General features: G+C 68.0%; 21 protein-coding genes. 9 read left to right on the top strand and 12 right to left on the bottom strand.

What is annotated here, in order from left to right:
• Nucleotides 1–28: 28 nt before the first annotated feature.
• From KZX42_RS10880 to KZX42_RS10870, 3 genes are all read right to left on the bottom strand, one after another.
• A complete protein-coding gene (locus tag KZX42_RS10880) occupies nucleotides 29–2,071 on the bottom strand; it encodes an NAD(+) synthase (RefSeq protein ID WP_248119362.1) in 2,043 nt (680 codons plus the stop codon).
• Nucleotides 2,072–2,210: 139 nt separating this feature from the next.
• Nucleotides 2,211–2,978, bottom strand: a complete 768-nt coding sequence (gene map, locus KZX42_RS10875; RefSeq protein WP_248119361.1) for a type I methionyl aminopeptidase — start codon at nucleotides 2,976–2,978, stop codon at nucleotides 2,211–2,213.
• Complete coding sequence (locus KZX42_RS10870; RefSeq protein ID WP_248119360.1) at nucleotides 2,975–3,187, bottom strand: ParD-like family protein; 213 nt, start codon at nucleotides 3,185–3,187, stop codon at nucleotides 2,975–2,977. Before KZX42_RS10870 ends, map begins: the two co-directional genes overlap by 4 nt.
• 118 nt (nucleotides 3,188–3,305) lie before the next feature.
• Between KZX42_RS10870 and ftsY the strand changes: the two genes are divergently transcribed.
• The 3 genes from ftsY (at nucleotide 3,306) to KZX42_RS10855 (ending at nucleotide 5,577) form a co-directional block, all read left to right on the top strand.
• Complete coding sequence (gene ftsY, locus KZX42_RS10865) at nucleotides 3,306–4,241, top strand: signal recognition particle-docking protein FtsY (protein WP_248119359.1); 936 nt, start codon at nucleotides 3,306–3,308, stop codon at nucleotides 4,239–4,241.
• A gap of 1 nt (nucleotide 4,242) precedes the next feature.
• Nucleotides 4,243–4,863 carry a septation protein IspZ gene (locus KZX42_RS10860; protein ID WP_248119358.1) on the top strand — a complete coding sequence of 207 codons (621 nt, stop codon included), beginning with the start codon at nucleotides 4,243–4,245 and terminating at the stop codon, nucleotides 4,861–4,863.
• Between the two features lie 99 nt (nucleotides 4,864–4,962).
• Nucleotides 4,963–5,577, top strand: coding sequence for a MarR family transcriptional regulator (locus KZX42_RS10855; protein WP_248119357.1), 615 nt, complete (start codon nucleotides 4,963–4,965; stop codon nucleotides 5,575–5,577).
• 79 nt (nucleotides 5,578–5,656) lie between these two features.
• Here the strand turns inward: KZX42_RS10855 and KZX42_RS10850 are convergent, their stop codons facing one another.
• From KZX42_RS10850 to KZX42_RS10830, 5 genes are all read right to left on the bottom strand, one after another.
• On the bottom strand, nucleotides 5,657–6,073 hold the full coding sequence (locus tag KZX42_RS10850) for a phasin family protein (RefSeq protein ID WP_248119356.1): 417 nt from the start codon (nucleotides 6,071–6,073) through the stop codon (nucleotides 5,657–5,659).
• Nucleotides 6,074–6,123: 50 nt separating this feature from the next.
• Nucleotides 6,124–6,897, bottom strand: a complete 774-nt coding sequence (locus KZX42_RS10845) for a creatininase family protein (RefSeq protein WP_248119355.1) — start codon at nucleotides 6,895–6,897, stop codon at nucleotides 6,124–6,126.
• A 47-nt stretch (nucleotides 6,898–6,944) separates the two neighbouring features.
• Complete coding sequence (locus tag KZX42_RS10840; RefSeq protein ID WP_248119354.1) at nucleotides 6,945–7,577, bottom strand: TetR/AcrR family transcriptional regulator C-terminal domain-containing protein; 633 nt, start codon at nucleotides 7,575–7,577, stop codon at nucleotides 6,945–6,947.
• Nucleotides 7,577–9,112 carry a DHA2 family efflux MFS transporter permease subunit gene (locus KZX42_RS10835; protein WP_248119494.1) on the bottom strand — a complete coding sequence of 512 codons (1,536 nt, stop codon included), beginning with the start codon at nucleotides 9,110–9,112 and terminating at the stop codon, nucleotides 7,577–7,579. The genes KZX42_RS10840 and KZX42_RS10835 overlap by 1 nt, the downstream gene beginning before the upstream one ends.
• A 71-nt stretch (nucleotides 9,113–9,183) precedes the next feature.
• Nucleotides 9,184–10,275 (bottom strand): HlyD family secretion protein, encoded by a 1,092-nt coding sequence (locus KZX42_RS10830; protein WP_248119353.1) that lies wholly within the window; start codon nucleotides 10,273–10,275, stop codon nucleotides 9,184–9,186.
• A gap of 137 nt (nucleotides 10,276–10,412) precedes the next feature.
• Between KZX42_RS10830 and KZX42_RS10825 the strand changes: the two genes are divergently transcribed.
• Nucleotides 10,413–11,714 (top strand): NAD(P)/FAD-dependent oxidoreductase, encoded by a 1,302-nt coding sequence (locus tag KZX42_RS10825; protein WP_248119352.1) that lies wholly within the window; start codon nucleotides 10,413–10,415, stop codon nucleotides 11,712–11,714.
• Complete coding sequence (gene nth, locus KZX42_RS10820) at nucleotides 11,711–12,466, top strand: endonuclease III (RefSeq protein WP_248119351.1); 756 nt, start codon at nucleotides 11,711–11,713, stop codon at nucleotides 12,464–12,466. The genes KZX42_RS10825 and nth overlap by 4 nt, the downstream gene beginning before the upstream one ends.
• Here the strand turns inward: nth and KZX42_RS10815 are convergent.
• Nucleotides 12,432–12,920: a MarR family transcriptional regulator gene (locus KZX42_RS10815; protein ID WP_248119350.1), complete on the bottom strand. Its 489-nt coding sequence runs from the start codon at nucleotides 12,918–12,920 to the stop codon at nucleotides 12,432–12,434. The genes nth and KZX42_RS10815 overlap by 35 nt on opposite strands.
• A gap of 161 nt (nucleotides 12,921–13,081) precedes the next feature.
• On the opposite strand from KZX42_RS10815, the gene KZX42_RS10810 reads away from it, so the two are divergent.
• A complete protein-coding gene (locus tag KZX42_RS10810; RefSeq protein WP_248119349.1) occupies nucleotides 13,082–14,572 on the top strand; it encodes a methyl-accepting chemotaxis protein in 1,491 nt (496 codons plus the stop codon).
• 13 nt (nucleotides 14,573–14,585) lie between these two features.
• On the opposite strand, the gene KZX42_RS10805 is transcribed toward KZX42_RS10810, so the two are convergent.
• Nucleotides 14,586–15,458: a transporter gene (locus tag KZX42_RS10805; protein ID WP_248119348.1), complete on the bottom strand. Its 873-nt coding sequence runs from the start codon at nucleotides 15,456–15,458 to the stop codon at nucleotides 14,586–14,588.
• A gap of 92 nt (nucleotides 15,459–15,550) precedes the next feature.
• On the opposite strand from KZX42_RS10805, the gene KZX42_RS10800 reads away from it, so the two are divergent.
• Nucleotides 15,551–16,567, top strand: a complete 1,017-nt coding sequence (locus tag KZX42_RS10800) for an adenosine kinase (protein WP_248119347.1) — start codon at nucleotides 15,551–15,553, stop codon at nucleotides 16,565–16,567.
• Nucleotides 16,568–16,726: 159 nt separating this feature from the next.
• Here the strand turns inward: KZX42_RS10800 and KZX42_RS10795 are convergent, their stop codons facing one another.
• Nucleotides 16,727–17,848 (bottom strand): aromatic ring-hydroxylating dioxygenase subunit alpha, encoded by a 1,122-nt coding sequence (locus KZX42_RS10795; RefSeq protein ID WP_248119346.1) that lies wholly within the window; start codon nucleotides 17,846–17,848, stop codon nucleotides 16,727–16,729.
• A 155-nt stretch (nucleotides 17,849–18,003) separates the two neighbouring features.
• Here KZX42_RS10795 and KZX42_RS10790 point away from each other — a divergent pair, with 155 nt between their 5' ends.
• Both KZX42_RS10790 and KZX42_RS10785 read left to right on the top strand, forming a co-directional pair.
• Entirely contained in the window at nucleotides 18,004–18,948 is a 945-nt protein-coding gene (locus tag KZX42_RS10790) for an alpha/beta hydrolase (RefSeq protein ID WP_248119345.1), read from the top strand.
• A 168-nt stretch (nucleotides 18,949–19,116) separates the two neighbouring features.
• The gene (locus tag KZX42_RS10785; RefSeq protein ID WP_248119344.1) at nucleotides 19,117–21,225 is read left to right on the top strand and encodes a PBP1A family penicillin-binding protein; all 2,109 of its coding nucleotides are present in this window, start codon (nucleotides 19,117–19,119) and stop codon (nucleotides 21,223–21,225) included.
• An 83-nt stretch (nucleotides 21,226–21,308) separates the two neighbouring features.
• On the opposite strand, the gene KZX42_RS10780 is transcribed toward KZX42_RS10785, so the two are convergent.
• Nucleotides 21,309–21,683 carry a lysozyme inhibitor LprI family protein gene (locus KZX42_RS10780; RefSeq protein WP_248119343.1) on the bottom strand — a complete coding sequence of 125 codons (375 nt, stop codon included), beginning with the start codon at nucleotides 21,681–21,683 and terminating at the stop codon, nucleotides 21,309–21,311.
• Between the last annotated feature and the right edge of the window lie 23 nt (nucleotides 21,684–21,706).

Here is a 21,706-nt window from a genome sequence, read left to right as displayed (position 1 = left end):
AAGCCGTGCGGGAATTGCGTGGCCTGCCTTAATCCGGCACGTTTGCCTCAAGCTCATCCAGCCACACCCGGGCAGAGCCATCCGACGGCGCTCGCCAGTCGCCGCGTGGCGACAGCGACCCGCCCGTCACGACCTTTGGCCCGTTCGGCAGGGCTGATCGCTTGAACTGGGCCGTCTGGAAGAAGCGATTAAGGAACTTCCTCAGCCAGCCCTTGATCGTCGCCAGATCGTATTCGACCTTCTCGTCGTCCGGCGTATTCGCCGGCCATTCGCCCGCCCCCGCATCGCCCCAGGCCTGGTGCGCCAGGAAGGCGACCTTGGACGGCTTCATCCCGAACCGGCTGAGGTAGAACAGGAAGAAGTCGTTCAGCGCATAGGGGCCGACCGTCCCCTCCGTCGACTGGATCACCCCATCCTTGGCGGGCACCAATTCGGGCGAAATCTCGGTGTCCAGAATGGCGTGCAGCGTCTCGCGCGCCTCTCCGCCGATCAGATCGCCTGTCGCCACCCAGCGGATCAGATGCCGGATCAGCGTTTTGGCCACCCCGGCGTTGACGTTGTAGTGGCTCATATGGTCGCCGACGCCATAGGTGGCCCAGCCCAGCGCCAGTTCCGACAGGTCCCCGGTCCCCAGAACGAACGCCTTGTTCTGGTTGGCCAGCCGGAACAGATAGTCGGTCCTCAGGCCCGCCTGCACATTTTCGAAGGTGATGTCGTGGACCGGCTGACCCTCGGCATAGGGGTGGCCGATGTCCCGGAACATCTGTTCGGCGGCGGGGCGAATGTCGATTTCCGCGCCCGTGACGCCCAGCGCGGTCATCAGCGCCCAGGCGTTGGACTTGGTCCCGTCCGAGGTCGCGAACCCCGGCATCGTATAGGCCAATATGCCGGTTCTCGGCAGGTCCAGCCGGTCGAAGGCGCGACAGGCGACCAGCAGGGCCTGGGTGGAATCCAGCCCGCCGGACACGCCGATCACCAGCGAGTTGGCGCCTGTGGCCGTCATCCGGCGCATCAGCCCTTGCACTTGGATATTGAACGCCTCGTAGCAGTCCTGATCCAGCCGCCCGGCGTCGTCCGGTACGAAGGGGAACCGGTCCAGCGGCCGGATCAACTCGCTGGCTTCATGATCCTCGCGCGCCAGGAAGGGCACGACGGTCGCCGCCTCGCCCTCGTTTCTGGCGCATTCGGCGAAGGTGCCGTTCCTCAACCGATCCAGCCCGATCCGGTCCACGTCCACATCGGCGATCGTCAGATGGCTCTCAAGGGCGAACCGCTCGCCTTCGGCCAGTTTCGACCCCAGCTCATGGATCGTCGCCTGACCGTCCCAGGCCAAGTCGGTGGTGCTCTCGCCCCAGCCCGATGCGGCGAAGACATAGGCCGACAGGGTGCGCGCCGAATGGCTGGCGCTCAGCATCGCCCGCTCGTCCGCCTTGCCGATGACGATGTTGGACGCCGACAGGTTCAGCAGGATCCGCGCGCCCGCCAGCGCCGCCCGCGTGGACGGAGGCAGCGGCGCCCAATAGTCCTCGCAGATCTCGACGGCGAAGACGAAGCCCGGCCGGTTCGCCGCCTCGAAGATCAGTCCCGGCGCGAAATCCACCGTCTCGCCGTTCAGCCGGATCACGTCTTCGGTCCGCGCCGTCGCTGGCGCGAACCAGCGTTTCTCGTAATATTCGCGGTAGTTGGGCAGATAGGTCTTGGGCGCGACGCCCAGCACCTCGCCCCCGCCCATCACCACGGCGCAGTTGAACAGGGTGTCTCCGCTGCGGATCGGCGCACCGACCACGGCGATCAGATCGGCGCCGGCTGTCGCCTCGGCCAGGACCGCGATCTGCCGCTCCACCTCGTCCAGCAGGGCCGCCTGCATATGCAGGTCGTCGATCGCATAGGCCGACAGCGACAGCTCGGGAAAGACCATCAGGTCCACGCCCTGTTCGCCCGCCTGGCGGATCAGCGCCAGATGCTCGCCCGCATTCGCCTTCGGATCCCCGACGTGCGCCACGGGCGTCGCCGCCGCCACGCGCACGAACCCTTGGGTCTTGGGCGAGAAGAAGGAAGAAGCATCGGTCATCGGATCGTCCTGCACCCGGCCTGGCCGGTCTTCGACCCCATATAGGCGCGAAAGATGAGGGGACGGAATCGTCTTCGCCGAGGCGAGGCGTGCGGAGCGTAACGAACCGCAAGCCTGTCCTCAGGCATGTCGCCGCAACTTAGCGCTCCGCCTTCTCGTCCGGGCGCTGGGTCAGCACCCGCACGCCGTCCCTTGTCACCGCCACCGTGTGCTCGAATTGCGCGGACAGTTTTCCGTCCGAGGTGACCACGGTCCAGCCGTCGTCCTCGGTCAGAACCGTGTGGACGCCCTGGTTCAGCATCGGCTCGATGGTGAAGGTCATGCCTTCGCGCAGGGTGACGCCCGTCCCCGCACGGCCGAAATGCAGCACCTGCGGCTCCTCGTGCATCTCGCGGCCGATGCCGTGCCCGCAATAGTCGCGCACGACGGAATAGCCCGCCTGTTTGGCGTGACGCTCGATGGCGAAGCCGATGTCGCCCAGGCGCGCGCCGGGTCGCACGGCGCGAATGCCCTTCCACATCGCCTCGTAGGTGGTGCGGACCAGACGGCGCGCCTGCGGCCCCACCGACCCGATCAGATAGGTCTTGGAGGAATCGGCGATGAAACCGTCCTTCTCCAGGGTGATGTCCAGATTGACGATATCGCCGCTCTTCAGCACGTCGTCGGCCGAGGGCGCGCCGTGGCAGACGACCTGGTTGATCGAACTGTTCAGCACGAAGCCATAGCCGTACTGGCCCTTGCTGGCCGGTCGCGCCTTCAAGACATCGACGATGAACCGCTCGACCCGGGCGTCGATTTCCAGCGTCGTCATCCCCTCCAGCGCCATGTTGTCCAGATGGGTGAAGACCGAGGCCAGCAGCCGGCCAGAGGCGGCCATCAGTTCGATCTCCTGCGGCGTCTTGGTCACGCCGCCGCGCCCGTCGTCGCCGGCGCCGCGACGCCCGCCGCCTTCAGCTCGCGCGCCACCAGTTCCTGAAACGTCAGGCCGGGGTTCGTCTCGCCCAACATGCCGATCCTGATCCAGAAGGCCGCCTGGGCGTTGATGGAGCGATAGGAGGCCTTTGCCGCCCGACGCAGTTGCTCGTGCAGTTCGTCCTCGATGTTGACGATGCCCATGTCCGGTCCCGACTATATGAAACGTATGCTAAACGTATATTCTGTCGGCGATCCGCAGCAAGAGCCTCTTTTTGCGAATGCGGATGACGTCCGCCTTCGCCCCCGCTAAAGCCATCCCATGACCGACACGCCGAAAAAAGGCTGGTTCCAGCGCCTGTCCGCTGGGCTCTCGCGCTCCTCCAAACAGATGACCGATCAGGTCGTCGCCACCTTCGTCAAGGAGCCTCTGTCCGAGGCGTCCCTGGAGCAGTTGGAGGAGCATCTGCTGGAAAGCGACCTCGGCCCGGCCGCCTCGGCCCGGATCGTCGAACGTTTTCGTGGGCTGAAGTTCGGCAAGGACGCGCCGGAACGCGAGGTCAAGGAGGCCCTGGCCGAGGCGGTCGCCGCCGAACTGTCGCCGCGCCAGGCGACCTTCGATCCGCTGAGCGGACCCAAACCCTATGTCGTCCTGTTCGTCGGGGTGAACGGCTCGGGCAAGACCACGACCCTGGGCAAGATCGCCGCCGATCTGACGGCCAAGGGCGCCAAGGTGATGATCGTCGCCGGTGACACCTTCCGCGCCGCCGCGCGCGAACAGCTGAAGGTTTGGGCCGAACGGGCCGGGGCCGATTTCGAAAGCCGTCGCGACGGCGCCGATGCGGCGGGTCTGGCCTTCGACGCCTATCAGAAGGCGCGGTCCGAAGGTTACGACGTCGTCCTGATCGATACGGCCGGGCGGCTGCAGAACAAGTCGGCCCTGATGGACGAACTGCTGAAGATCGTCCGCGTGCTGAAAAAGGTCGATCCCGATGCGCCGCACGACACGCTTCTGGTGCTGGACGCCACCGTGGGCCGCAACGCCTTGGCCCAGGAACAGATTTTCGGCCGCACCGCCTTCGTGACCGGCGTGGTCATGACGAAGCTGGACGGCACGGCGCGCGGCGGGGTGCTGGTGCCGGTGGCCCAGGCGTCGGACGCCCCCCTGATGCTGATCGGCGTGGGCGAGGGGGTCGAGGACCTGCAATCCTTTGACGCCCGCGCCTTCTCCCGCTCGCTGGTCGGACTGGAAGACTGACATGACCGAGACGTCGAAAAAGGCTTCCAGCATTCGTCAGGCCGTCGATTTCGGCGCCCTGGTCGCCTTCATGGCCGCCTACGCCGTCAACCGTTTCGCACGGGGCCTCGACGGGCAAGAGGCTCTGGTCCAGGCGACCTGGGTTCTGGTCGGTGCGTCGTTGATCGCGCTGATCGTCGGCTATGCGGTGGAGAAGCGGCTGGCGCAGCTGCCGTTGCTGACGGGCGGTTTCGCGCTGATCTTCGGCGTGCTGACCATCCTGTTCCACGACCCGAACCTGTTGAAGATCAAGCTGTCGATCCAGAACGGGCTGCTGGCGGCGGTGTTGTTGGGCTCCCTGCCGCTTAACCGCTATCCGTTCAAATATCTGCTGGGCGAGGCGATCAAGATCACCGACCGGGGCTGGCGCGGCCTGACCCTGCGCTACGGCCTGTATTTCGCGGCCGTGTGCATCGTGAACGAGATCGTGTGGCGCACCCAGTCGGACGATACTTGGGTCGCCTTCCGCGGCGGTCTGTGGATCGCCTCGGCCGTGTTTGGCGTCTGGCAGGTCTTCTTCATCATGAAGCACATGATCAAGGACGAGGAGCCCGCTCCGGTCTCGCCCGATACGGGATTGTAGAACTGCAAGCGGAACTGTCACGGAATCGACGCGCTTTTCCCGTCAAATCGTAAAGCTGAGCTGATACGTGTTCGGACGAAACTTTAGGGGAGCGGTGCGATGGTGAAGGCCGGTAAGTCAGGGCGCAGGGTCGGGCCTCTGGGCGCCTCGCCCAGCCATCTGATGCATCGCGCGCTGCAACTCGCGCTGGACATCTACGCCGAGGAGACGGGCGCCGACGGCCTGACCCAGCGTCAGTTCGCGGTGCTGGAGGCGGTGTCGCTCAAGGCGGGCCTGACCCAGACCGAACTCGTCCGCATGACCGGCATCGATCGTTCGACCCTGGCCGATCTGGTTACGCGCATGACCGCCAAGGGCCTGCTGGAACGCGAACGCTCGACGCTGGACGCCCGCGCCAAGGCCGTGCGTCTGTCCACGGAAGGGGCCGCCCGGCTGGAGGCCGCCCGCCCGCTGGTCGACGCCGCCGACAAGCGGATCATGGCCCTGCTGCCCAAGGGACAGCGCGAGAGCTTCCTGGCGCAGCTGGCCGAACTGGCCGCCGCCGCTGACGCCGCCCCCGACGCCGCCAAGGCCGAGGCCAAGGCCGCCAAGAAGGCGCTGAAGGCGGCTGAGAAGGAAACCCGCAAGGCCGAAAAGGCGGCGCGCAAGGCCGACCGCCCGGCCAAGCCCGCCAAGGTCAAGAAGCCCAAGCTGAAGCTCGTCGAGCCGGTCTGATTCCGGCCGCCAGCCGCCTCTGACCGTCCTTCCGACGCCCCGGAATGACGACCAGACCAGGCGGGGGATATCGAAGCCGCTAAGTTTTCTTGCGCAGCCGTTTCGCATTGGCGACGGCGGTCTTGTGGATGGGGGCCATCGCCTCGGCCTGGGCCTTCAGCAATTCGCCGTTCAGGGTCATGGCCTGGGTCGCCGCCCGGCTCCACCACCCCATCGCATAGCTGAACTGCGCCTCGGCCGCCTGGGCGGGCGTGCGGGCCTGGGTCACGGCCGCCGCCGCCCGCAGGACATGGGCGCCCTCGTCCATCGCCACGCGGCCCAGACGTTGGCCGATGGCCCCTGCGCTGGCGGCGACGGCCCCGGCCGAGGCGGACAAGGCCTCGGCCTTCTCCGAACTCATCAGCGACAGCTCCTTGAAATCCTGTCCCTTGGCGCTGGTCAGGCCCTGCGCCATCCGGCCGGTGCGGGCCGCGATCACCTCGGCGGAAGCGGCCATCAACTCGGCCCCGACCATGGCGGCGTCCGCGACCGTGGGGGTCCGGCGGCTCAGGACGCGACCTCCGGCTGGACTTCGGCGGCGAAGGCCGCGACGTCGTCGAGCAGGCCGGGGATCGCCGCCTCGATGATCTGCCGCCCCTTCTCCGGGCTGGCCTGGGCGGGGTCCGATCCGATGCGGCCGTCGGGGAAGCGGGCGCGATAGTCCAGGGCGTCGCGGATCGGCCCGTTCGGCGCGATCTGCGGCGAATAGTCGGCCGTCTTGATCCGGTCGGGATAGGCGGCCTGGGTCACGGCGATCTCGGACGGGGTGGCGTGCATCCCGTGGCCGGTCGGAAACAACCGGTTGCACAGGCCGTTCACGCCCGGCAGGTCCCACCAGTTCTTCAGCTTCAGGATAAACGGCGGCCGATCCTCGACAAAGCTCCACTCGGCGTAGATTTCCGAGATGGTCGCCTCGATGGTGGCGACATTGCCGCCGTGGCCGTTCAGGAAATAGATCCGCTCGAACCCGTGGCGGCTCAGCGACGACACCCAGTCGGTGATCGCGGCCATGAAGGTCGAGGGGCGGAGGGAGATGGTGCCCGCAAAGGCCAGGTGGTGCTGGGCCATGCCGATGTTGAAGGTGGGCGCCACGATCAGGTTGGCGTCGGTCTTCTCGGCTTCGTGGGCGATGATCTCGGGGCACAGCCAGTCGGTACCCAGAAGGCCGGTCGGGCCGTGCTGCTCGTTCGATCCGATGGGCACGACCACCGTCTTGGACAGCGCCCCGCCGTCTTTCAGGCGGGCGTCGATCTCGGGCCAAGAGGACAGGTGGATCAGCATGGGCAGGCTTTCACTCTACTAGACGCGGCGACGTTAGCGCGCCCGGATCAGGAAGTCGCCTGAAGCGACGGGGCTGGAGACGATTTGGGCGCATGGGCGGCCACGAAGATGCGCGCCGCCTCCTTCGCCCGCGCCGCACGCTTCTCGGGCGCCAGTTGCGGCACATCCAGCATGGCGCGCAGATGGCTGTGGCCCAGCACCAGGCCCGCGAACATCTCGGCCGCCTGCTCGGGATCGCCGACGTGCAGCCGGCCCAGCCGCGTCTGTTCGGCCAGCCACGCCGCCATCTCGCGCAGGCTTCGGCGCGGCCCGGCCTCATAGATGGCGTGGGCGATCTCCGGCGCCTCGGTGGAGATCAGGGCGACCCCCCGCATCGAGCCGACCTTGTCGGCGCTGCACACCCGGTTCAGCAGCGTCAGGGCCAGGGTCTCCAGCACCGTCTGCGGATCGCCGGCGGTGCGCAGGGGCGCCACGATGTCCTCCACCCGTTTGGCGGCCAGGGCCTGGGCGATCTCCAGCTTGGAGGCGAAACGGTTATAGACCGTCTGTTTGGACACGCCGGCCAGTTTGGCGATCTCGTCCATCTTGGCCTGCAGGCCCTTGTCGGCGAACAGGGCGGCGGCGGCGTCCAGGATCGCCTCGCTCTTCTTCTCGTCCACCTGCCCGCGACGGCGCGCCATCAGTGGGCGTCCGACGGCGGGGCGCCGGCCTGGGCCTTCACCGGCTGGGCCAGCAGGGTGACGAAGGCCGCGCCCGCGCACATGACGCCCAACAGGGCGAAGGCGTCGCCGAACGCCATGGTGGTCGCCTGCCGTTGCAGGATCCCGTAGATGGCCTTCATCGCCGAGGCGGCCGGGTCGATGGTGCCCGCGAACCGCTGGGTCATGCCGGCCAGCATCTGGCGCACCGCCTGATCGCCCTGGCCGATGGCGCTGGTCAGTTCGGTCATATGCAGGGCGGTGTTGGACGTCAGGCTGGTGTTCAATATGGCCAGGCCGAAGGCGCCGCCGACGTTGCGCGCCAGGTTGACCAGGCCCGAGGCGTTCTTGACCATGTGCGGCGGCAGGGTGGCCATCGTCACCTGCTGTGAGGCGATCATGGCCAGCATCACCCCTATGCCCCGGAACGCCTGGACCGAGGCGAACTCCCAGAAGCCCCAGTTTTCGGTGACCAGTCGCGCCTCCCACATGCCCCAGGCGCACATCATGAAGCCGCCGAACATCAGGATGCGCGCATCCATCTTGCGCACCAGCCGCCCGGCGAAGGGCGCGGTGGCGAACATGGCCAGGCCGGAGACGACCATGGTGGTGCCCACCTCCGACGAGGAATAGTGCAGCACCCGACCCAGGAACAGCGGCAAGAGGAAGGTGCCGCCGAACAGGGCGAACCCGACGATGAAGGTCATGATGAAACCGACCAGGAAGTTGCGGTTGCCGAAGGCGCGCAGCTCAACGATCGGCTGGCGATAGGTCAGCGACCGCCACACGAAGATCGGCCCGGTCACGGCGGCCACCACCGTCAGCAATAGGATGTGGGTGTCGTCGAACCAGTCGTTCTTGGCCCCTTCCTCCAGCACGAACTGCATCGACATCAGGAAGACGGCCATCAGGCCCAGGCCCCACCAGTCGAACCCCTTGGCCAGGGACGGATCGCCCTTGTCGAAGTTGCCGTAGCGCCCGACCAGGAACAGCACGATCAGTCCCGGCCCGACGTTGATGAAGAACAGCCAGCGCCAGCTCAGCCACTCCGTCAGGTGCCCGCCCAGCGTCGGCCCAACAGTCGGGGCCAGGGTGACGATCAGACCCATGACCACGCTGGCCGTGACCCGCTTGTCCGGCGGAAAGGCGGTGAAGGCGACGGCGAAGACGGTCGGGATCATGGCCCCGCCGACAAAACCCTGAATGGCACGGAACAGGATCATCATGTCGATCGACGACGACAGGCCCGTGGCGATGCTCATCAGGACGAAGCCGGCGCAGGAGGCCAGGAACAGCCGCTGCGTGCCCCACAGGCGCGACAGGAACCCCGACAGAGGGATCATCACCACCTCGGGGATCAGATAGGCGGTCTGGATCCAGCTGATCTCGTCGGCCGAGGCGCCGACCCCGGCCTGGATCTGGGGCAGGGAGGCGGCGACGATCTGGATGTCCAGGATAGCCATGAACTGGCCCACAACCATGCCGGCGAAGCCCAGCAGCAGCATGGTCCAGTTGATCTCGGGATGGCCGGCGACGGGGCCCTTTGACGCGGCGGGGGCCCCGCCGTCAGCGGCGGGGGCGGCGGCGGTCACTGGGCTGCGGCTCCGGTCACAGTCCCGGTCGCGGCCTCGGCGAAGCTTTGGCCGCCCTGGCTCTTCAGGTCGATCTTGACGTCGACCGACAGGCCCGGACGCAGGGCCAGGTTCCGGTCCTCGCCGCTGACCACGATCCGCACCGGCACGCGCTGGGTGATCTTGGTGAAGTTGCCGGTGGCGTTCTCGACCGGGATCAGGGCGAACTCGGACCCGGTGGCGGGGGCGAAGCTGTCGACCCGGCCCTGGATCTTGCGGCCGGGAAAGGCGTCGGCGGAAATTTCGACCGCCTGACCCAGGCGCACCTTATCCAGCTGCGTCTCCTTGAAGTTGGCGACGATATAGGTGTGAGTCAGGGGTACGATGGACATCAGCTGCGTGCCGGCGTTGACGATCTGGCCGGGCCGCACGCTGCGGGCGCCCACGACGCCGGCGGCGGGTGCGCGAATGACGGTGCGCTCCAGGGCGATCCGCGCCTGATCGACCACGGCGCGAGCCTGTTCGACGGCGGCGACGCTCTGCTGGCGGGTCGAGCCCAGCACGCCGGCGGTGCGCTGTTCGGCGACCAGGGCGGCCTGGGCCTGCTGCACGCTGGCGGCGGCGGTGGCGGCCGAGGCGCGCTCGGTCTGTATGCGCTGCTGCGAGACCCAGCCCTGTTCGGCCAGCCTGCCGTAACGATCGACCTCGGCGCGGGCCAGGCCGGCCTGGGCGTGGGCCTGGCTGACGGCGGCGGCGCGGGCGGCGATGGTGGCCTGTTCCTGCTCGGCCTGGGCGTCGACATGGCCCACGGCGGCGATGGCGGCGGCCAGATTGGCCTCGGCTTGGGCCAACTGGGCCTTTTGGTCGGAATCGTCCAGCTTGACCAGGATCTGGCCGGCCTCGACCCGCTGGTTGTCGCCCACCAGAACCTCGGTCACGCGCCCCGACAACTGCGGGCTGACCAGGGTGGTGTCGGCCTGGACGAAGGCGTTGTCTGTGCTCTCCCACCGCTGGCCGTTCAGCCACCAGACCGTGCCGCCGACGATCAGGGCCACGACGACGATCCCCGCCGCGATCAACGGCAGACGTTTCTTGAGTTCAGGCGACATGGCGAAATCCGGGGGAGGGGTGCGACCGATTGAAGCGGCGCTAAAATGGACTTCACTGTCCAAAAATCAATGACCCTGGATACGAATGTTTTGCGTCCTGTCCGGGCGGGTCCGATTTCGTGTATCTGTCGCGCCCCATGACCGACTTCGCCCAGGCCTCCAATCCCCTTCCGTCCCAAGTCGACGTGGTCGTGGTGGGAGCTGGCGCGGCGGGGATCGCGGCGGCGCGGCGCCTGATGCGGCCCGGGCTTTCGCTCTTGGTTCTGGAGGCGCGTGACCGGATCGGCGGGCGCGCCTTCACCCAGCGGATCGAGGGCGAGGGCCTGGATATGGGTTGCGGCTGGCTGCATTCCGCCGACGACAATGTTCTGGCGGGCCGGGTGGAGGCCGAGGGGCTGACACTGGACCAGACCCCGCCGCCCTGGCGCAGCCAGGCTTTCGACCACGAGATGACGTCGGCGGACCAGGCCGCCTTCGGCGAAGCCTTCGCCGCCTTCGACCAGCGCGTCGCCGAGGCCGCCACGCGCGGAGAAGATCGCCCGGCGTCCGACTTCTTCGATCCCGACAGCCGCTGGAACGCCCATATGGACGCCATCTCCGGCGCCCTGAACGGCGCGCGGTTCGCCCAGGTGTCCAGCCTGGACTACGACGCCTATGGCGACACTGGCGTGAACTGGCGGGTGCGCGAGGGATACGGCCGGCTGATCGCGCGGCTGGGCCAGGCGGCGGCCCCGGTCACGGCGACGGATTGCGCCGTGCGCCGCATCGACCGCTCCGGCCCCCTGCTGCGGCTGGAGACCAGCCGGGGCGAACTGACCGCGCGGATCGTCATCCTGACCACGCCCAACAGCCTGATCGCCAACGAGACCGTCCGCATCGACCCGCCGGCGCCCGCCCTGCTGGAGGCGACGGCGGGCGTGCCGCTGGGACTGGCGTCCAAGGTGCATATGACGGTGCGCGGCGCCGCAGATTTCCAGCCCGACACCCAGCTGTGGACCCGCACCGACACGGCCCAGACCGGCGGCTATCACCTGCGGCCGTTCGGGCGGCCGATGATCGAGGCCTATTTCGGGGCCGACCTGGCCTGGGGACTGGAGGCGGAAGGGCCGGCGGCCCTGGCGGATTTCGCGGTCGCCGAACTGGTCTCGGCCCTGGGGTCGGACATGCGCCGACGGCTTCAGGCGGTCGCCGTCAGCGGCTGGGGCGTCGATCCCTGGTCGCAGGGCGCCTATTCCCACGCCCTGCCGGGCCATGCGGCGGATCGGGCGAAACTGCGTGTCTCGGTCGAGGACCGCCTCTTCCTGGCTGGAGAGGCGACGGCCCCTGTCTATTACGGCACGGCCCACGGCGCCTGGATGGAGGGCGAGCGCGCCGCCGACGCCGCCCTGTCCGCCCTTGGCGTTCGGCCCCGCCGGCGTCTGGAAGAGGCCGGGTCATGAAGCCGGTCAAACCCCGAAAACCCGCCGTCAAGCCGGCCGCCAAACGCCCCGCGGTCATGACGGGCGCCCCCATCCCCGTCCTGCGCTGGCCGCCTGACGAGGATCGGGTCGAGGAAATCTTCCAGCGTCTGTCCGGCGTCATGCCCGATCCGAAGACCGAGCTGAACTTCTCCAACCCCTATACGCTGGTGGTCGCCGTCGCCCTGTCGGCCCAGGCCACGGACGTCTCGGTCAACAAGGCGACCGACCGCCTGTTCCAGGTCGCCGACACGCCCGAAAAGATGCTGGCCCTGGGCGAAGAGGGGTTGATCCCCTACATCGCCTCCATCGGCCTTTATCGCGGCAAGGCCCGCAACGTCATCGCGCTGAGCCGCATCGTGCTGGAGCAGCACGGCGGGCAGGTTCCCCTGAACCGCGCCGAGCTTCAGTCCCTGCCCGGCGTTGGGCGAAAGACGGCCTCGGTGGTGCTGAACGAACTGGGGATCGAGGCGGCCATCGCCGTCGACACCCACGTCTTTCGCGTCTCGCACCGGCTGGGCCTGGCCAATGCGGGAACGCCCGACAAGGTGGAGGCTCAGCTGTTCAAGGTGGTGCCGGAAGACTGGCTGCCCAAGGCGCACCACTGGCTGATCCTGCACGGTCGCTACACCTGCACGGCGCGAAAGCCCAAATGCCTGTCCTGCCTGATCGCCGACCTGTGTCCGTCGCGGGCGGGGCTTATGGCGTCGGGGGAAGCCGCTGCGCCGCTCTGAAGGCGTCCGGCCCTTTGACCAGCCTGTCGGACAGGGCGTTCAGCACCCGCAACGCGGCGGCCATGTCGGCCTCGGACACGTCCTGGAACATCCGCTGACGCATCGCCGAGGCGTGGACCTCGAATTCCTTCACGGCCTGATGGCCGCCCGGCTCCATTTCGATCAACCACGAGCGTCCGTCGCCGACCATGCGGCGACGGCTGACCATGCCGTCGCGCTCCAGCCGCTGGACCAGCCGCGTCAAGGAGGCGCCCGACAGCTCCATCCGCTCGGACAGTTCCGACAGCGTCAGACCCTTGGGATGATCCGCCAGAATATAGAGCACTACGGTCGGCGCGCCCGTATGGCCATGATCGCGGAAAAGGTCGGCGACCCGCATCTTCCAGCGTTTCGCCGTGATCATGATCTGCATGGCGACTTGCCGCTGCAGCGTCTCTCGCGCGATGGCCGACAAGCCGGACCTCTTTGAAAACCGGGGAAAAAGCAGATTTGCACGGCGCGCGCGAAGCAGAAACCGTCAGGGTTGAGCCTTAGCTTGCTAACTAAGGCCGCACGGCTTCTAAACCTCCGCCGTGCGATTCCCGTTCCTGCTTTTTTGTCTTGAAAGTCCTGAACATGCGCCTGTTTCGAAACCGCGACGACGATATCGCCGTCGCCGAACTGCGCAGCATGGTCGCCGCGATCGATCGCTCGCAGGCGGTGATCCAGTTCGATCTGGACGGCACGGTCCGTGAGGCGAACGCCAACTTCCTGTCCGTCCTGGGCTATGCGCTGGACGACATCGTCGGGCGTCATCACCGGATGTTCGTCGATCCCGCGGAGGTCGACAGCCCGGCCTACGCCGACTTCTGGCGGCGGCTGAACGCGGGCGAGTTCGTCAGCGACAAGTTCGTCCGCTATGGCCAAGATGGTCGCCGCGTCGTGATCGAGGCCAGCTACAACCCCGTCTTCGACGCGACGGGACGCGTCTATAAGGTCGTCAAATTCGCCATTGACGTGACCGCCGTGGAGGAGGAACGCGAACGGCGTCTCGCGGCGGAACACCAGGCGGCGGCCATCCAGACCGCCGTGGTTCAGGGCACGGCGCGGGGCCTGTCGGCCATGGCCGCCGGCGACCTGGCCTATCGGATCGAAGACGCGTTTCCGGGCGACTACGCCGCCCTGCGCGACAACTTCAATGCGGCCATGGCGGCGCTGGACGATGCGGTCGGGGTGATCGGCGTTAACGCCGTGGCCATGCAGGCCGGCGCCCATGAGATCAGCCAGGCCGCCGACGACCTGTCGCGCCGCACCGAACGTCAGGCCGCCAGTCTGGAAGAGACGGCCGCCGCTCTGGATCAGATCACCGCCACGGTGCGCAGGACCGCCGAGAACGCCCAGGCCGCGGACAGCGTCGTCGGACAGGGCCGCAGCCAGGCCGAAGTCGGGGCCGTGGTGGTTCAGCGCGCCGTCGCCGCCATGGGCGAGATCGAACACTCCTCGGGCCAGATCAACCAGATCATCGGGGTTATCGACGAGATCGCCTTCCAGACCAATCTGCTGGCCTTGAACGCCGGGGTCGAGGCCGCGCGCGCCGGCGAGGCGGGGCGCGGCTTCGCCGTCGTGGCCTCCGAAGTCCGCGCCCTGGCCCAGCGGTCGGCCGAGGCCGCCAAGGAGATCAAGACCCTGATCTCGTCCAGCGCCGGCCAGGTGAAACAGGGCGTGGACCTGGTGCGCCAGTCGGGCGAGGTGCTGACCGGCATCGCCGACCGCATCGCCGAGATCACCACCCTGATGGGCGAAGTCCGCGCCTCCACCCAGGAACAGTCGGTCGGCCTGGCCGAGGTCAACACCGCCGTCAACGAGATGGATCAGGTCACTCAGCAGAACGCCGCCATGGTTGAACAATCGACCGCCGCCAGCCTCAATCTGACGCGAGAGGCGGCCGAACTGGCGGCCCTCGTCGGCCGGTTCACCGTCAGCGCCGTCGCCGGCGCCGCCGCGCCCCCGGCGCATGATTCCGCGGTCCATCAGGCCCAGGCGCGCATCGAAACCTTCGCGCGCGATCAAACCGCGCCGACGCGGCCCCGACTGGTGGCGGGCGGCGGGGAATGGGAGGCCTTCTGACCGGAGCGCTCGCTCAGCCGCCCAATCGTCGACTCACGGCGGCGGCGAAGCCCGCGCCGTTCGCCGGGTCGTGATCCAGATAGAAGTCCGGTTCGATCAGTTCGGCCTCCATCAGCACCCACCGTCCGGCGTCGTCGCGCGCCAGGTCGATACGGGCGTAGAGCAGCGGCTCGTCGATGGCCGCCAGCACCTGCTGCGCCAGAGCCATGGCCGCGTCATCCGGCGTCACGGTCGTGTAAAGGCCGCCGAACTGCATCTGGATGCGGAAATCGCCCGGCACGGGACGTTTGTTGACCGCATGGCTGAACCGCCCGCCGAAGAACAGCAGCGAGGTCTCCCCCTCGGTCTCAATGGATTTCAGATAGGGCTGGATCATCGACGCCCCCTCCGGCGCCTCGATCAGAGCCTCGCCGGGCGATAGCCGCAGGGTGCGAAAGGCGCCTGCCGACACCGTCGGCTTGACGATCAGGACCGGCGCGCCGGTCTCGGCGAAGACGGCGTCCACCTGATCCTGGGTAACGCCGTCGGTCCAGCGGGTCGGCGGGGTGGGCACGCCCTTGTCCGCCAGCCGCGCCAGATACGCCTTGTCGGAGTTCCAGCGCAGCACGTCGGCCGGATTGTCCATCGTCAGGCCCGCGCGGGTCCAGGTTTCGCACCCCGCCAGCCAGCGATCGTGGTCGCGGTGATAGCCCCAGGCGATGACCGGCAGTATCAGATCGTGGTCCGCCAGGCCTGCGGCGTGGTCCACATGATCGGTCCAAGGCGTGGCGACCACGCGCGCGCCAGTGGTCTCCAGCGTCGCCTTCAGCCGCGCCAGCACCTCGGGCCAGCGCCCGATGTAGGAGCGATCGGATGGATCGGGGGTCAGCACGGCGATCTGGGTCATGCGATCGTCATATCGAAGTGGGAACGGGCATATAAGGGCTTCCTTATATGATTTCGGGTGACGCGCGGTCTTCCAGACGCTAAGGCGCGATCATGACCCAGAACACCGCCCAATACGACGTCTGCGCCGTCGGCAACGCCATCGTCGACGTGCTCAGCCCCTGCGACGCCGCCTTCCTGGCCGCCCAGGATCTGGCGCCCAACTCGATGCAACTGGTCGACGCCGAACGCAGCGCCGCCTTGTACGACGCCATGGCGCCGGGCGTGGAGGCTTCGGGCGGGTCGGCCGGCAACACTGTCGCAGGCGTCGGTTCGTTCAGCGGACGGGCGGCCTATATCGGCAAGGTCGCCGACGATGTGCTGGGCCAGGTCTTCACCCACGACATCCGCGCGGCGGGCGTGCATTTCGACACCCCGGTCCTGACTGGCGGCGCCGACCAGGGCTTCGGCACCGGGCGCTGCCTGATCAACGTCCTGTCGGACGGCGCGCGCACCATGGCCACCTTCCTGGGCGCCGCGAACCAACTGTTCGCCGACGACATCGACGAGGCCCTGATCGCGGCCAGCCAGATCGTCTATCTCGAAGGCTATCTGTTCGACCCGGCCCCGGCCCGCGCCGCCTTCGAACGCGCCGCCGCCGCCGCCCATGCGGCGGGCCGCAAGGTCGCCATCACCCTGTCCGACACCTTCGTCGTCGCCCGCTGGCGCGCCGAACTGCTCGACTTCGTCGCCCAGTCCGCCGACATCGTCCTGGCCAACGAGGCCGAACTGGGCGCCCTGTTCGAGACCGAAGACTTCGACGCCGCCGCCGCGCAACTGGCCGCCATCGTCGAGATCGCCGCCGTCACGCGCGGCGAACATGGCTCGGTCGTGATCAAGGGCGACGAGCGCATCGTCGTCGCCGCCTATCCGGTCGCCAAGGTCATCGACACCACCGGCGCCGGCGATCAGTACGCCGCCGGCTTCCTGCTGGGCGTGGCGCGCGATCTGCCGCTGGAAGACGCCGCTAGGCTCGGCTCCCTCGCCGCCTCGGAAGTCATCGCCCACTGGGGCCCGCGTCCGATGGTGAAACTGTCCGATCTGGCCAAAGAGAACGGGCTGAAGATCTAGGACGCTCAGTCTCCTCCCCATTTCATGGGGAGGTGGCTCGGAGTGCAGCGGAGAGACGGAGGGGTTCTTACCGCATCGCCAGCGTCTGTGAGACTTTAAAGAGCCCCTCCACCGCTACGCGGTCCCCCTCCCCATTGCATGGGGAGGAGACGGCCTCCCTCAGCTCTTCCACCTCAGCGTCACAGGCTGGATCGGGTTCACGAAGGCTCGGTCCTCCCCCCGGCTCCTGGCCCATTCGCGCTTCAGCTGCTGATACCATTTCGCCTGTCGGTCGGCGTCGTCGATCCAGATCAGGGCGGGGTCGTAGCGCAGACCTTCGTTCTGCAGGTTCACCATCCCGCCGTCCTGTTTCAGGAAGGCGACCACGCCCATCCGCAGGAAGGGTTTGGCGATGTTGAACACCCAGTGGTCGGACCAGAACATCTGGGTGATGCGGGTCTTGGTCTCGGTGATCGGGGTCAGGCAGGTCAGGGCCAGCACCTGTTTCTCGCCCACCTGGATATGCTCCCAGCGATAGCCGGGCAGGCGGAAGGTGATCTCGGTCGCGGGCGCGCCGCCCAGAATCTTGTAGAGGCGACTGTTCGACGACGGGGTGTGGCGCACCATGGCCCAGCCATAGTCGGTCGGGGCGAAGGCCTTGGCCTTTTCGTGCATCGAATGTTCGGACCGCCACCACCATTGCTGGTGGACGTAGGGACCATGGGCGGGGTCCATCAGGCCGACAACGGCGTGGTCGATGTGGCTGTCGAAATCCATGGCCTCGACCAGCTTGGCCTCGCCCCCCACAACGCCGGGAAAGACCGGCGGCGCGTGGTCGGGGTCCATCGGGTTTCGGGCGTCCGACGCCATCCAGACGAAGACGATCCCCTGGCTTTCACGCACCGGATAGGACCGAACCCGGATGCGGTTCGCCTCGAACGCCTGGTCCTCGACCAGGGACGGGATGGCGGCGCAGACCCCGTCGGGCTGGAAGCGCCAGCCGTGGTAGGGGCATTCGACCGTCTCGCCCTCGCCGGGCTTGTCGACCAACCGGCCCGCCGACAGGGGCGCCGCCCGGTGGGGGCAGATGTCGCGCATCGCATAGACCTGGCCCGCCTTGGTGCGTCCGATCAAGACAGGCTCGCCCATGATCTCGTGACGTTTCAGGCTGCCGGGCGCGACGTCTCGACCTAGCGCCACGAAATACCAGGCGTCGGTGACGAACCCCTTGCCGAACGGCTGTGCGCCGGCCTTGGACGGGGCGGCTTCGGCGGAGGGCGACGATACAGGGGCGGCGGTCATCCGCGCTGTTTAACAGCGCAGCCGCCGTCGCCATAGAGGGCTGGGCCGGAGACGCGCGGGACGGTTTGTCCTGCCCACATCTTTCCCTCTGCGGCCGGACGCGATTAAGTCTCTGCCGAAGAACGCCGCCCACGGCGTCGAAGGGACGTTTCGCCATGCTTCGCATCCTCGCCATCGCCGCGGCCATCCTGGCCTCGCCCGTCGCGGCCGCCGCCCAGGATGGCCACGCAGCGCATCCCGGCGATGGGGCCGTGGCCTTCCAGTCGGACCGCATCCAGGTGCGCGTCGATGGCGACACGAACGGCCGCGACATCATCCTGATCCCCGGCCTCAGTTCCTCGCCCCAAATCTGGCAGGGGACGGTGGATCATCTGGCGGGGCGCAACGGTCCGGGCTGGCGCATTCATCGCATCCAGGTTGACGGTTTCGCCGGGGCGCCCGCCGCCGGCAACGCCCAGACCGGTCAGACCCTGACCTCCGTCGCAGCCCCCGTCGCCGAGGAGATCGCCCGCTACATCCGCGAACGGGGGCTGACCAAGCCGGTCGTGGTGGGGCATTCCATGGGCGGGACCATCGGTCTGATGCTGGCGGCGCGCCACCCGCATCAGGTGGGGCGGCTGATGGTGGTGGACATGATCCCCTTCATGGGCGCCATGTTCTCGGCCCCCGGCGCGACGGCCGAGACGGTCGCCCCCGTCGCCGACCAGATCTGGGCCGCCCAGGCCAACAGCCCGCGCGAGGTCTATGTCGCCCAGGCCACGGCCTCCATAACCGGCATGATCAATACCGAAAGCCGCCGCGAACTGGCGCTGCAGAACATGCGCGACAGCGACCAGAAGGTTTCGGCCGCCGCCTTCCGCGAACTGGTCGCCACCGACCTGCGCCCCGAACTGCCCCGGATCACCGCCCCGACCGAGGTGCTTTACGTCAAGTTCAACGACGCCCGCATGACCCCGGAAATCACCGACGCCATCTATCAGGCCGCCTACGCCGGCCTGCCGGGCGCGACCCTGAAGCGGATCGACGACAGCGCCCACTTCATCATGTTCGACCAACCCGAGGTCTTTTACGGCGCGCTGGACGCTTTCCTGGCGCGATAATCCATCCGAAAGCCTGTTGGGGTGCGCTTCTGGACGCCATTCTTTCGGCGAAATGGCCGCTCACGGTCGCGTGATCTGGGCGAGGGCGTTTCGGCGGCGTCGCTTAGGCGATATGAGAACGGCTTAGGCGAACCGCGTCGCTTCCGGCGCGGCATCTGAAGGATGGACATGGCGGGACCAGTGAACGCGGGCGGACCACAGGCCCAGGGCAAGCCCCGCCGGTCCGGGCTTCAACGGCTGCTGTATTGGAGCGCGGTTCTGGCGGTCTGGGGGCTGATCTTCCTGGTCGTCTTCTTCGCCGTCTTCGCGCGCGGCCTGCCCGACACTTCCAGCCTGTACAATGTCGATCGCCAGCCCTCGATCACCTATTTGGACCGCAACGGCGCCCTGATCGCGACACGGGGCACCCAGATGGCGCCGCCCGCCGATCTGGACGCCCTGCCGGACTATGTGCCGGCGGCCTTCATCGCCATCGAGGACCGGCGCTTCTATCACCACCCCGGTTTTGACCCCATCGGCATGATGCGCGCCATGGCCACCAACGTCCGCGCCGGACGGGTGGTTCAGGGCGGCTCGACCCTGACTCAGCAGCTGGCCAAGAACCTGTTCCTGACGCCCGACCAGAACCTGCGCCGCAAGGTGCAGGAGCTGATGCTGGCGGTCTGGCTGGAGATGAAATTCTCCAAGAAGGAGATCCTGGCCCTCTATCTGAACCGGGTCTATTTCGGCGCCGGCGCCTATGGGATCGAGGCGGCGTCGCAGCGCTATTTCGACAAGTCGGCCAAGGATCTGACCGTCGGAGAGGCCGCGCTTCTGGCGGGCCTGCTGAAGGCGCCTTCGCGCTATTCGCCGGTGTCCGAGAGCGAGCGCGCCGCCGCCCGCGCCACCGTCGTCCTGAACGAGATGGAGGAGGCCGGCGTGATCACCGCCGCCCAGCGCGAACAGGCCGTGACCCAGCCGGTCATCGTCTCGCGCACGCTCGCGACCCAGCACGCCCAGTATTTCATCGACTGGCTGGACAAGTCGATCCGCGGCCTGGTCGGCGAACCGACCGAGGATATGGTGGTCGAAACCACCCTGGATCTGACCCTGCAGACGGCCGCCGAACGGTCGGTGCGCCGCATCCTGGACCGCGACGGCGCGAAGGGCGTGCAGCAGGCAGCCCTTGTCGCCCTGGACGGCGATGGCCGGGTGCGGGCCATGATCGGCGGAGCCTCCTACGCCGACAGCCAGTTCAACCGCGCCGTCGATGCGCGCCGTCAGGCGGGCTCGTCATGGAAGCCCTTCGTCTATCTGGCGGCCATGGAGGCGGGCTTCACGCCCCAGACTCCGGTGGTCGATCAGCCGATCACCATCGGCAACTGGTCGCCCCGCAACTATTCCGGCGCCTTCAGCGGTCCGATGACCATCGCCCAGGCGGTGGCCCAGTCGACCAATACGGTGGCGGCCTCGGTCGCCGATCAGGTGGGGCGCGACAGCGTGGCCCGCGCCGCGCGCCGACTGGGCATCGAGAGCCGCATCGGCCTGGAGCCGGCCATGGCGCTCGGCGCCGTCGAGGTGTCGCCGCTGGAGATGGCCACCGCCTATGACGCCTTCGCCAACGGCGGTCGCCGCGTCGAGGCCTACGGCATCAGCCGCATCCGCACGCCCCAGGGCCGCGTCATCTATCAGCGCGAGAGCGGCCAGAGCGGCCAGGCGATCAACAATCCGCCGCTCTATTACATGAACCAGATGCTGCGGGGCGTGGTGACGGGCGGCTCGGGCCGGTCGGCGGCCATCGCCGGCCGCGATCTGGCGGGCAAGACCGGCACCACCTCGGACTACAAGGACGCCTGGTTCGTCGGCTACACTGGCGGCTTCGTCGCCGCCGTCTGGGTCGGCAAGGACGACAACACCGCCATGCGCGGCGTGACCGGCGGCTCCTCGCCCGCCGCCATCTGGAAGGGCTTCATGGAGGCGGCCCTGCCGCGCCTGAACGCCCCCGCCATCCCCAATGGCCCCGCCATGCCCGAGGGCTGGGTCGCGCCCGATCCGGTCGGCGACCTGATGAGCGGCCTTGATCAGGGCGGCGTCCTGGTCGATCCGGTCGATCCCAATCAGGGCGAACCCTATGCGGACCAGCCCGGCGCCGTCGTTCAGCCGATGCCGCCCAAACAGTCCGCGCCCCAGCAGCCGACCAAGCCTTCCGGCCCGCCGCCCGGCTATCGCGATCCGCCGAACCAGCAGCCCGAGGGACGGCCCCAGCCCGAACGCAAGGGCGACGCCCTGTTCTTCTGACCGGCCGATGCCGCCGCGACCACAGAAAAAGGGAGGCGACCCCGCGGTCGCCTCCCTTTGTCTTTATCCGACCCGAAACGGGTTCAGCGCGGGCAGGACAGGTCGCCCTCCTGGCATTGCGCCAGGGTCCGCAGTTGCTGTGTGCGTTCGTTGGTCAGGCGCGCCAGACAGCCCGAATGGACCATCGGATAGGCCGACCCGCCCTGCACGCCGGACGCTTCGACCCGGCATTGCTGGTCGCGGAAGCTGATCCAGCTGCGCTGGGCGTTGCGCAGCAGGGTCCGGCTCGCGGGCGACAGCCGACCCATGGTCGTGGTGTACTGGCTGTTCAGCGCCCGGTCGGCGCGCTGCAGGTCTTGGGCGGCGCTGGCGTTCATCGCCGTCTGGCTTTGCGCCGAGGCGGACGAGGCGGCGAGCGCCAGGCCGAGGGCGACGGTCAGGGGAAGGATGGCTTTCATGGTGCGTTCCTGAGGTGGAGGGC

Origin of the sequence: Brevundimonas sp. EYE_349 (genome assembly GCF_023147505.1) — a bacterium.
Taxonomy (GTDB): Bacteria; Pseudomonadota; Alphaproteobacteria; order Caulobacterales; family Caulobacteraceae; genus Brevundimonas.
Note: the sequence above shows the minus strand (reverse complement) of the source record. Positions and strands in the feature narration are given on the sequence as shown.

Bases quoted from the DNA above. Each gene is read 5' to 3' on its own strand.
- KZX42_RS10880 (WP_248119362.1), bottom strand. From the start codon at position 2,071: ATGACCGATGCTTCTTCCTTCTTCTCGCCCAAGACCCAAGGGTTCGTG.
- KZX42_RS10870 (WP_248119360.1), bottom strand. From the start codon at position 3,187: ATGGGCATCGTCAACATCGAGGACGAACTGCACGAGCAACTGCGTCGG.
- ftsY (WP_248119359.1), top strand. From the start codon at position 3,306: ATGACCGACACGCCGAAAAAAGGCTGGTTCCAGCGCCTGTCCGCTGGG.
- KZX42_RS10860 (WP_248119358.1), top strand. From the start codon at position 4,243: ATGACCGAGACGTCGAAAAAGGCTTCCAGCATTCGTCAGGCCGTCGAT.
- KZX42_RS10855 (WP_248119357.1), top strand. From the start codon at position 4,963: ATGGTGAAGGCCGGTAAGTCAGGGCGCAGGGTCGGGCCTCTGGGCGCC.
- KZX42_RS10850 (WP_248119356.1), bottom strand. From the start codon at position 6,073: ATGGCCGCTTCCGCCGAGGTGATCGCGGCCCGCACCGGCCGGATGGCG.
- KZX42_RS10845 (WP_248119355.1), bottom strand. From the start codon at position 6,897: ATGCTGATCCACCTGTCCTCTTGGCCCGAGATCGACGCCCGCCTGAAA.
- KZX42_RS10840 (WP_248119354.1), bottom strand. From the start codon at position 7,577: ATGGCGCGCCGTCGCGGGCAGGTGGACGAGAAGAAGAGCGAGGCGATC.
- KZX42_RS10830 (WP_248119353.1), bottom strand. From the start codon at position 10,275: ATGTCGCCTGAACTCAAGAAACGTCTGCCGTTGATCGCGGCGGGGATC.
- KZX42_RS10825 (WP_248119352.1), top strand. From the start codon at position 10,413: ATGACCGACTTCGCCCAGGCCTCCAATCCCCTTCCGTCCCAAGTCGAC.
- nth (WP_248119351.1), top strand. From the start codon at position 11,711: ATGAAGCCGGTCAAACCCCGAAAACCCGCCGTCAAGCCGGCCGCCAAA.
- KZX42_RS10810 (WP_248119349.1), top strand. From the start codon at position 13,082: ATGCGCCTGTTTCGAAACCGCGACGACGATATCGCCGTCGCCGAACTG.
- KZX42_RS10805 (WP_248119348.1), bottom strand. From the start codon at position 15,458: ATGACCCAGATCGCCGTGCTGACCCCCGATCCATCCGATCGCTCCTAC.
- KZX42_RS10800 (WP_248119347.1), top strand. From the start codon at position 15,551: ATGACCCAGAACACCGCCCAATACGACGTCTGCGCCGTCGGCAACGCC.
- KZX42_RS10795 (WP_248119346.1), bottom strand. From the start codon at position 17,848: ATGACCGCCGCCCCTGTATCGTCGCCCTCCGCCGAAGCCGCCCCGTCC.
- KZX42_RS10790 (WP_248119345.1), top strand. From the start codon at position 18,004: ATGCTTCGCATCCTCGCCATCGCCGCGGCCATCCTGGCCTCGCCCGTC.
- KZX42_RS10785 (WP_248119344.1), top strand. From the start codon at position 19,117: ATGGCGGGACCAGTGAACGCGGGCGGACCACAGGCCCAGGGCAAGCCC.
- KZX42_RS10780 (WP_248119343.1), bottom strand. From the start codon at position 21,683: ATGAAAGCCATCCTTCCCCTGACCGTCGCCCTCGGCCTGGCGCTCGCC.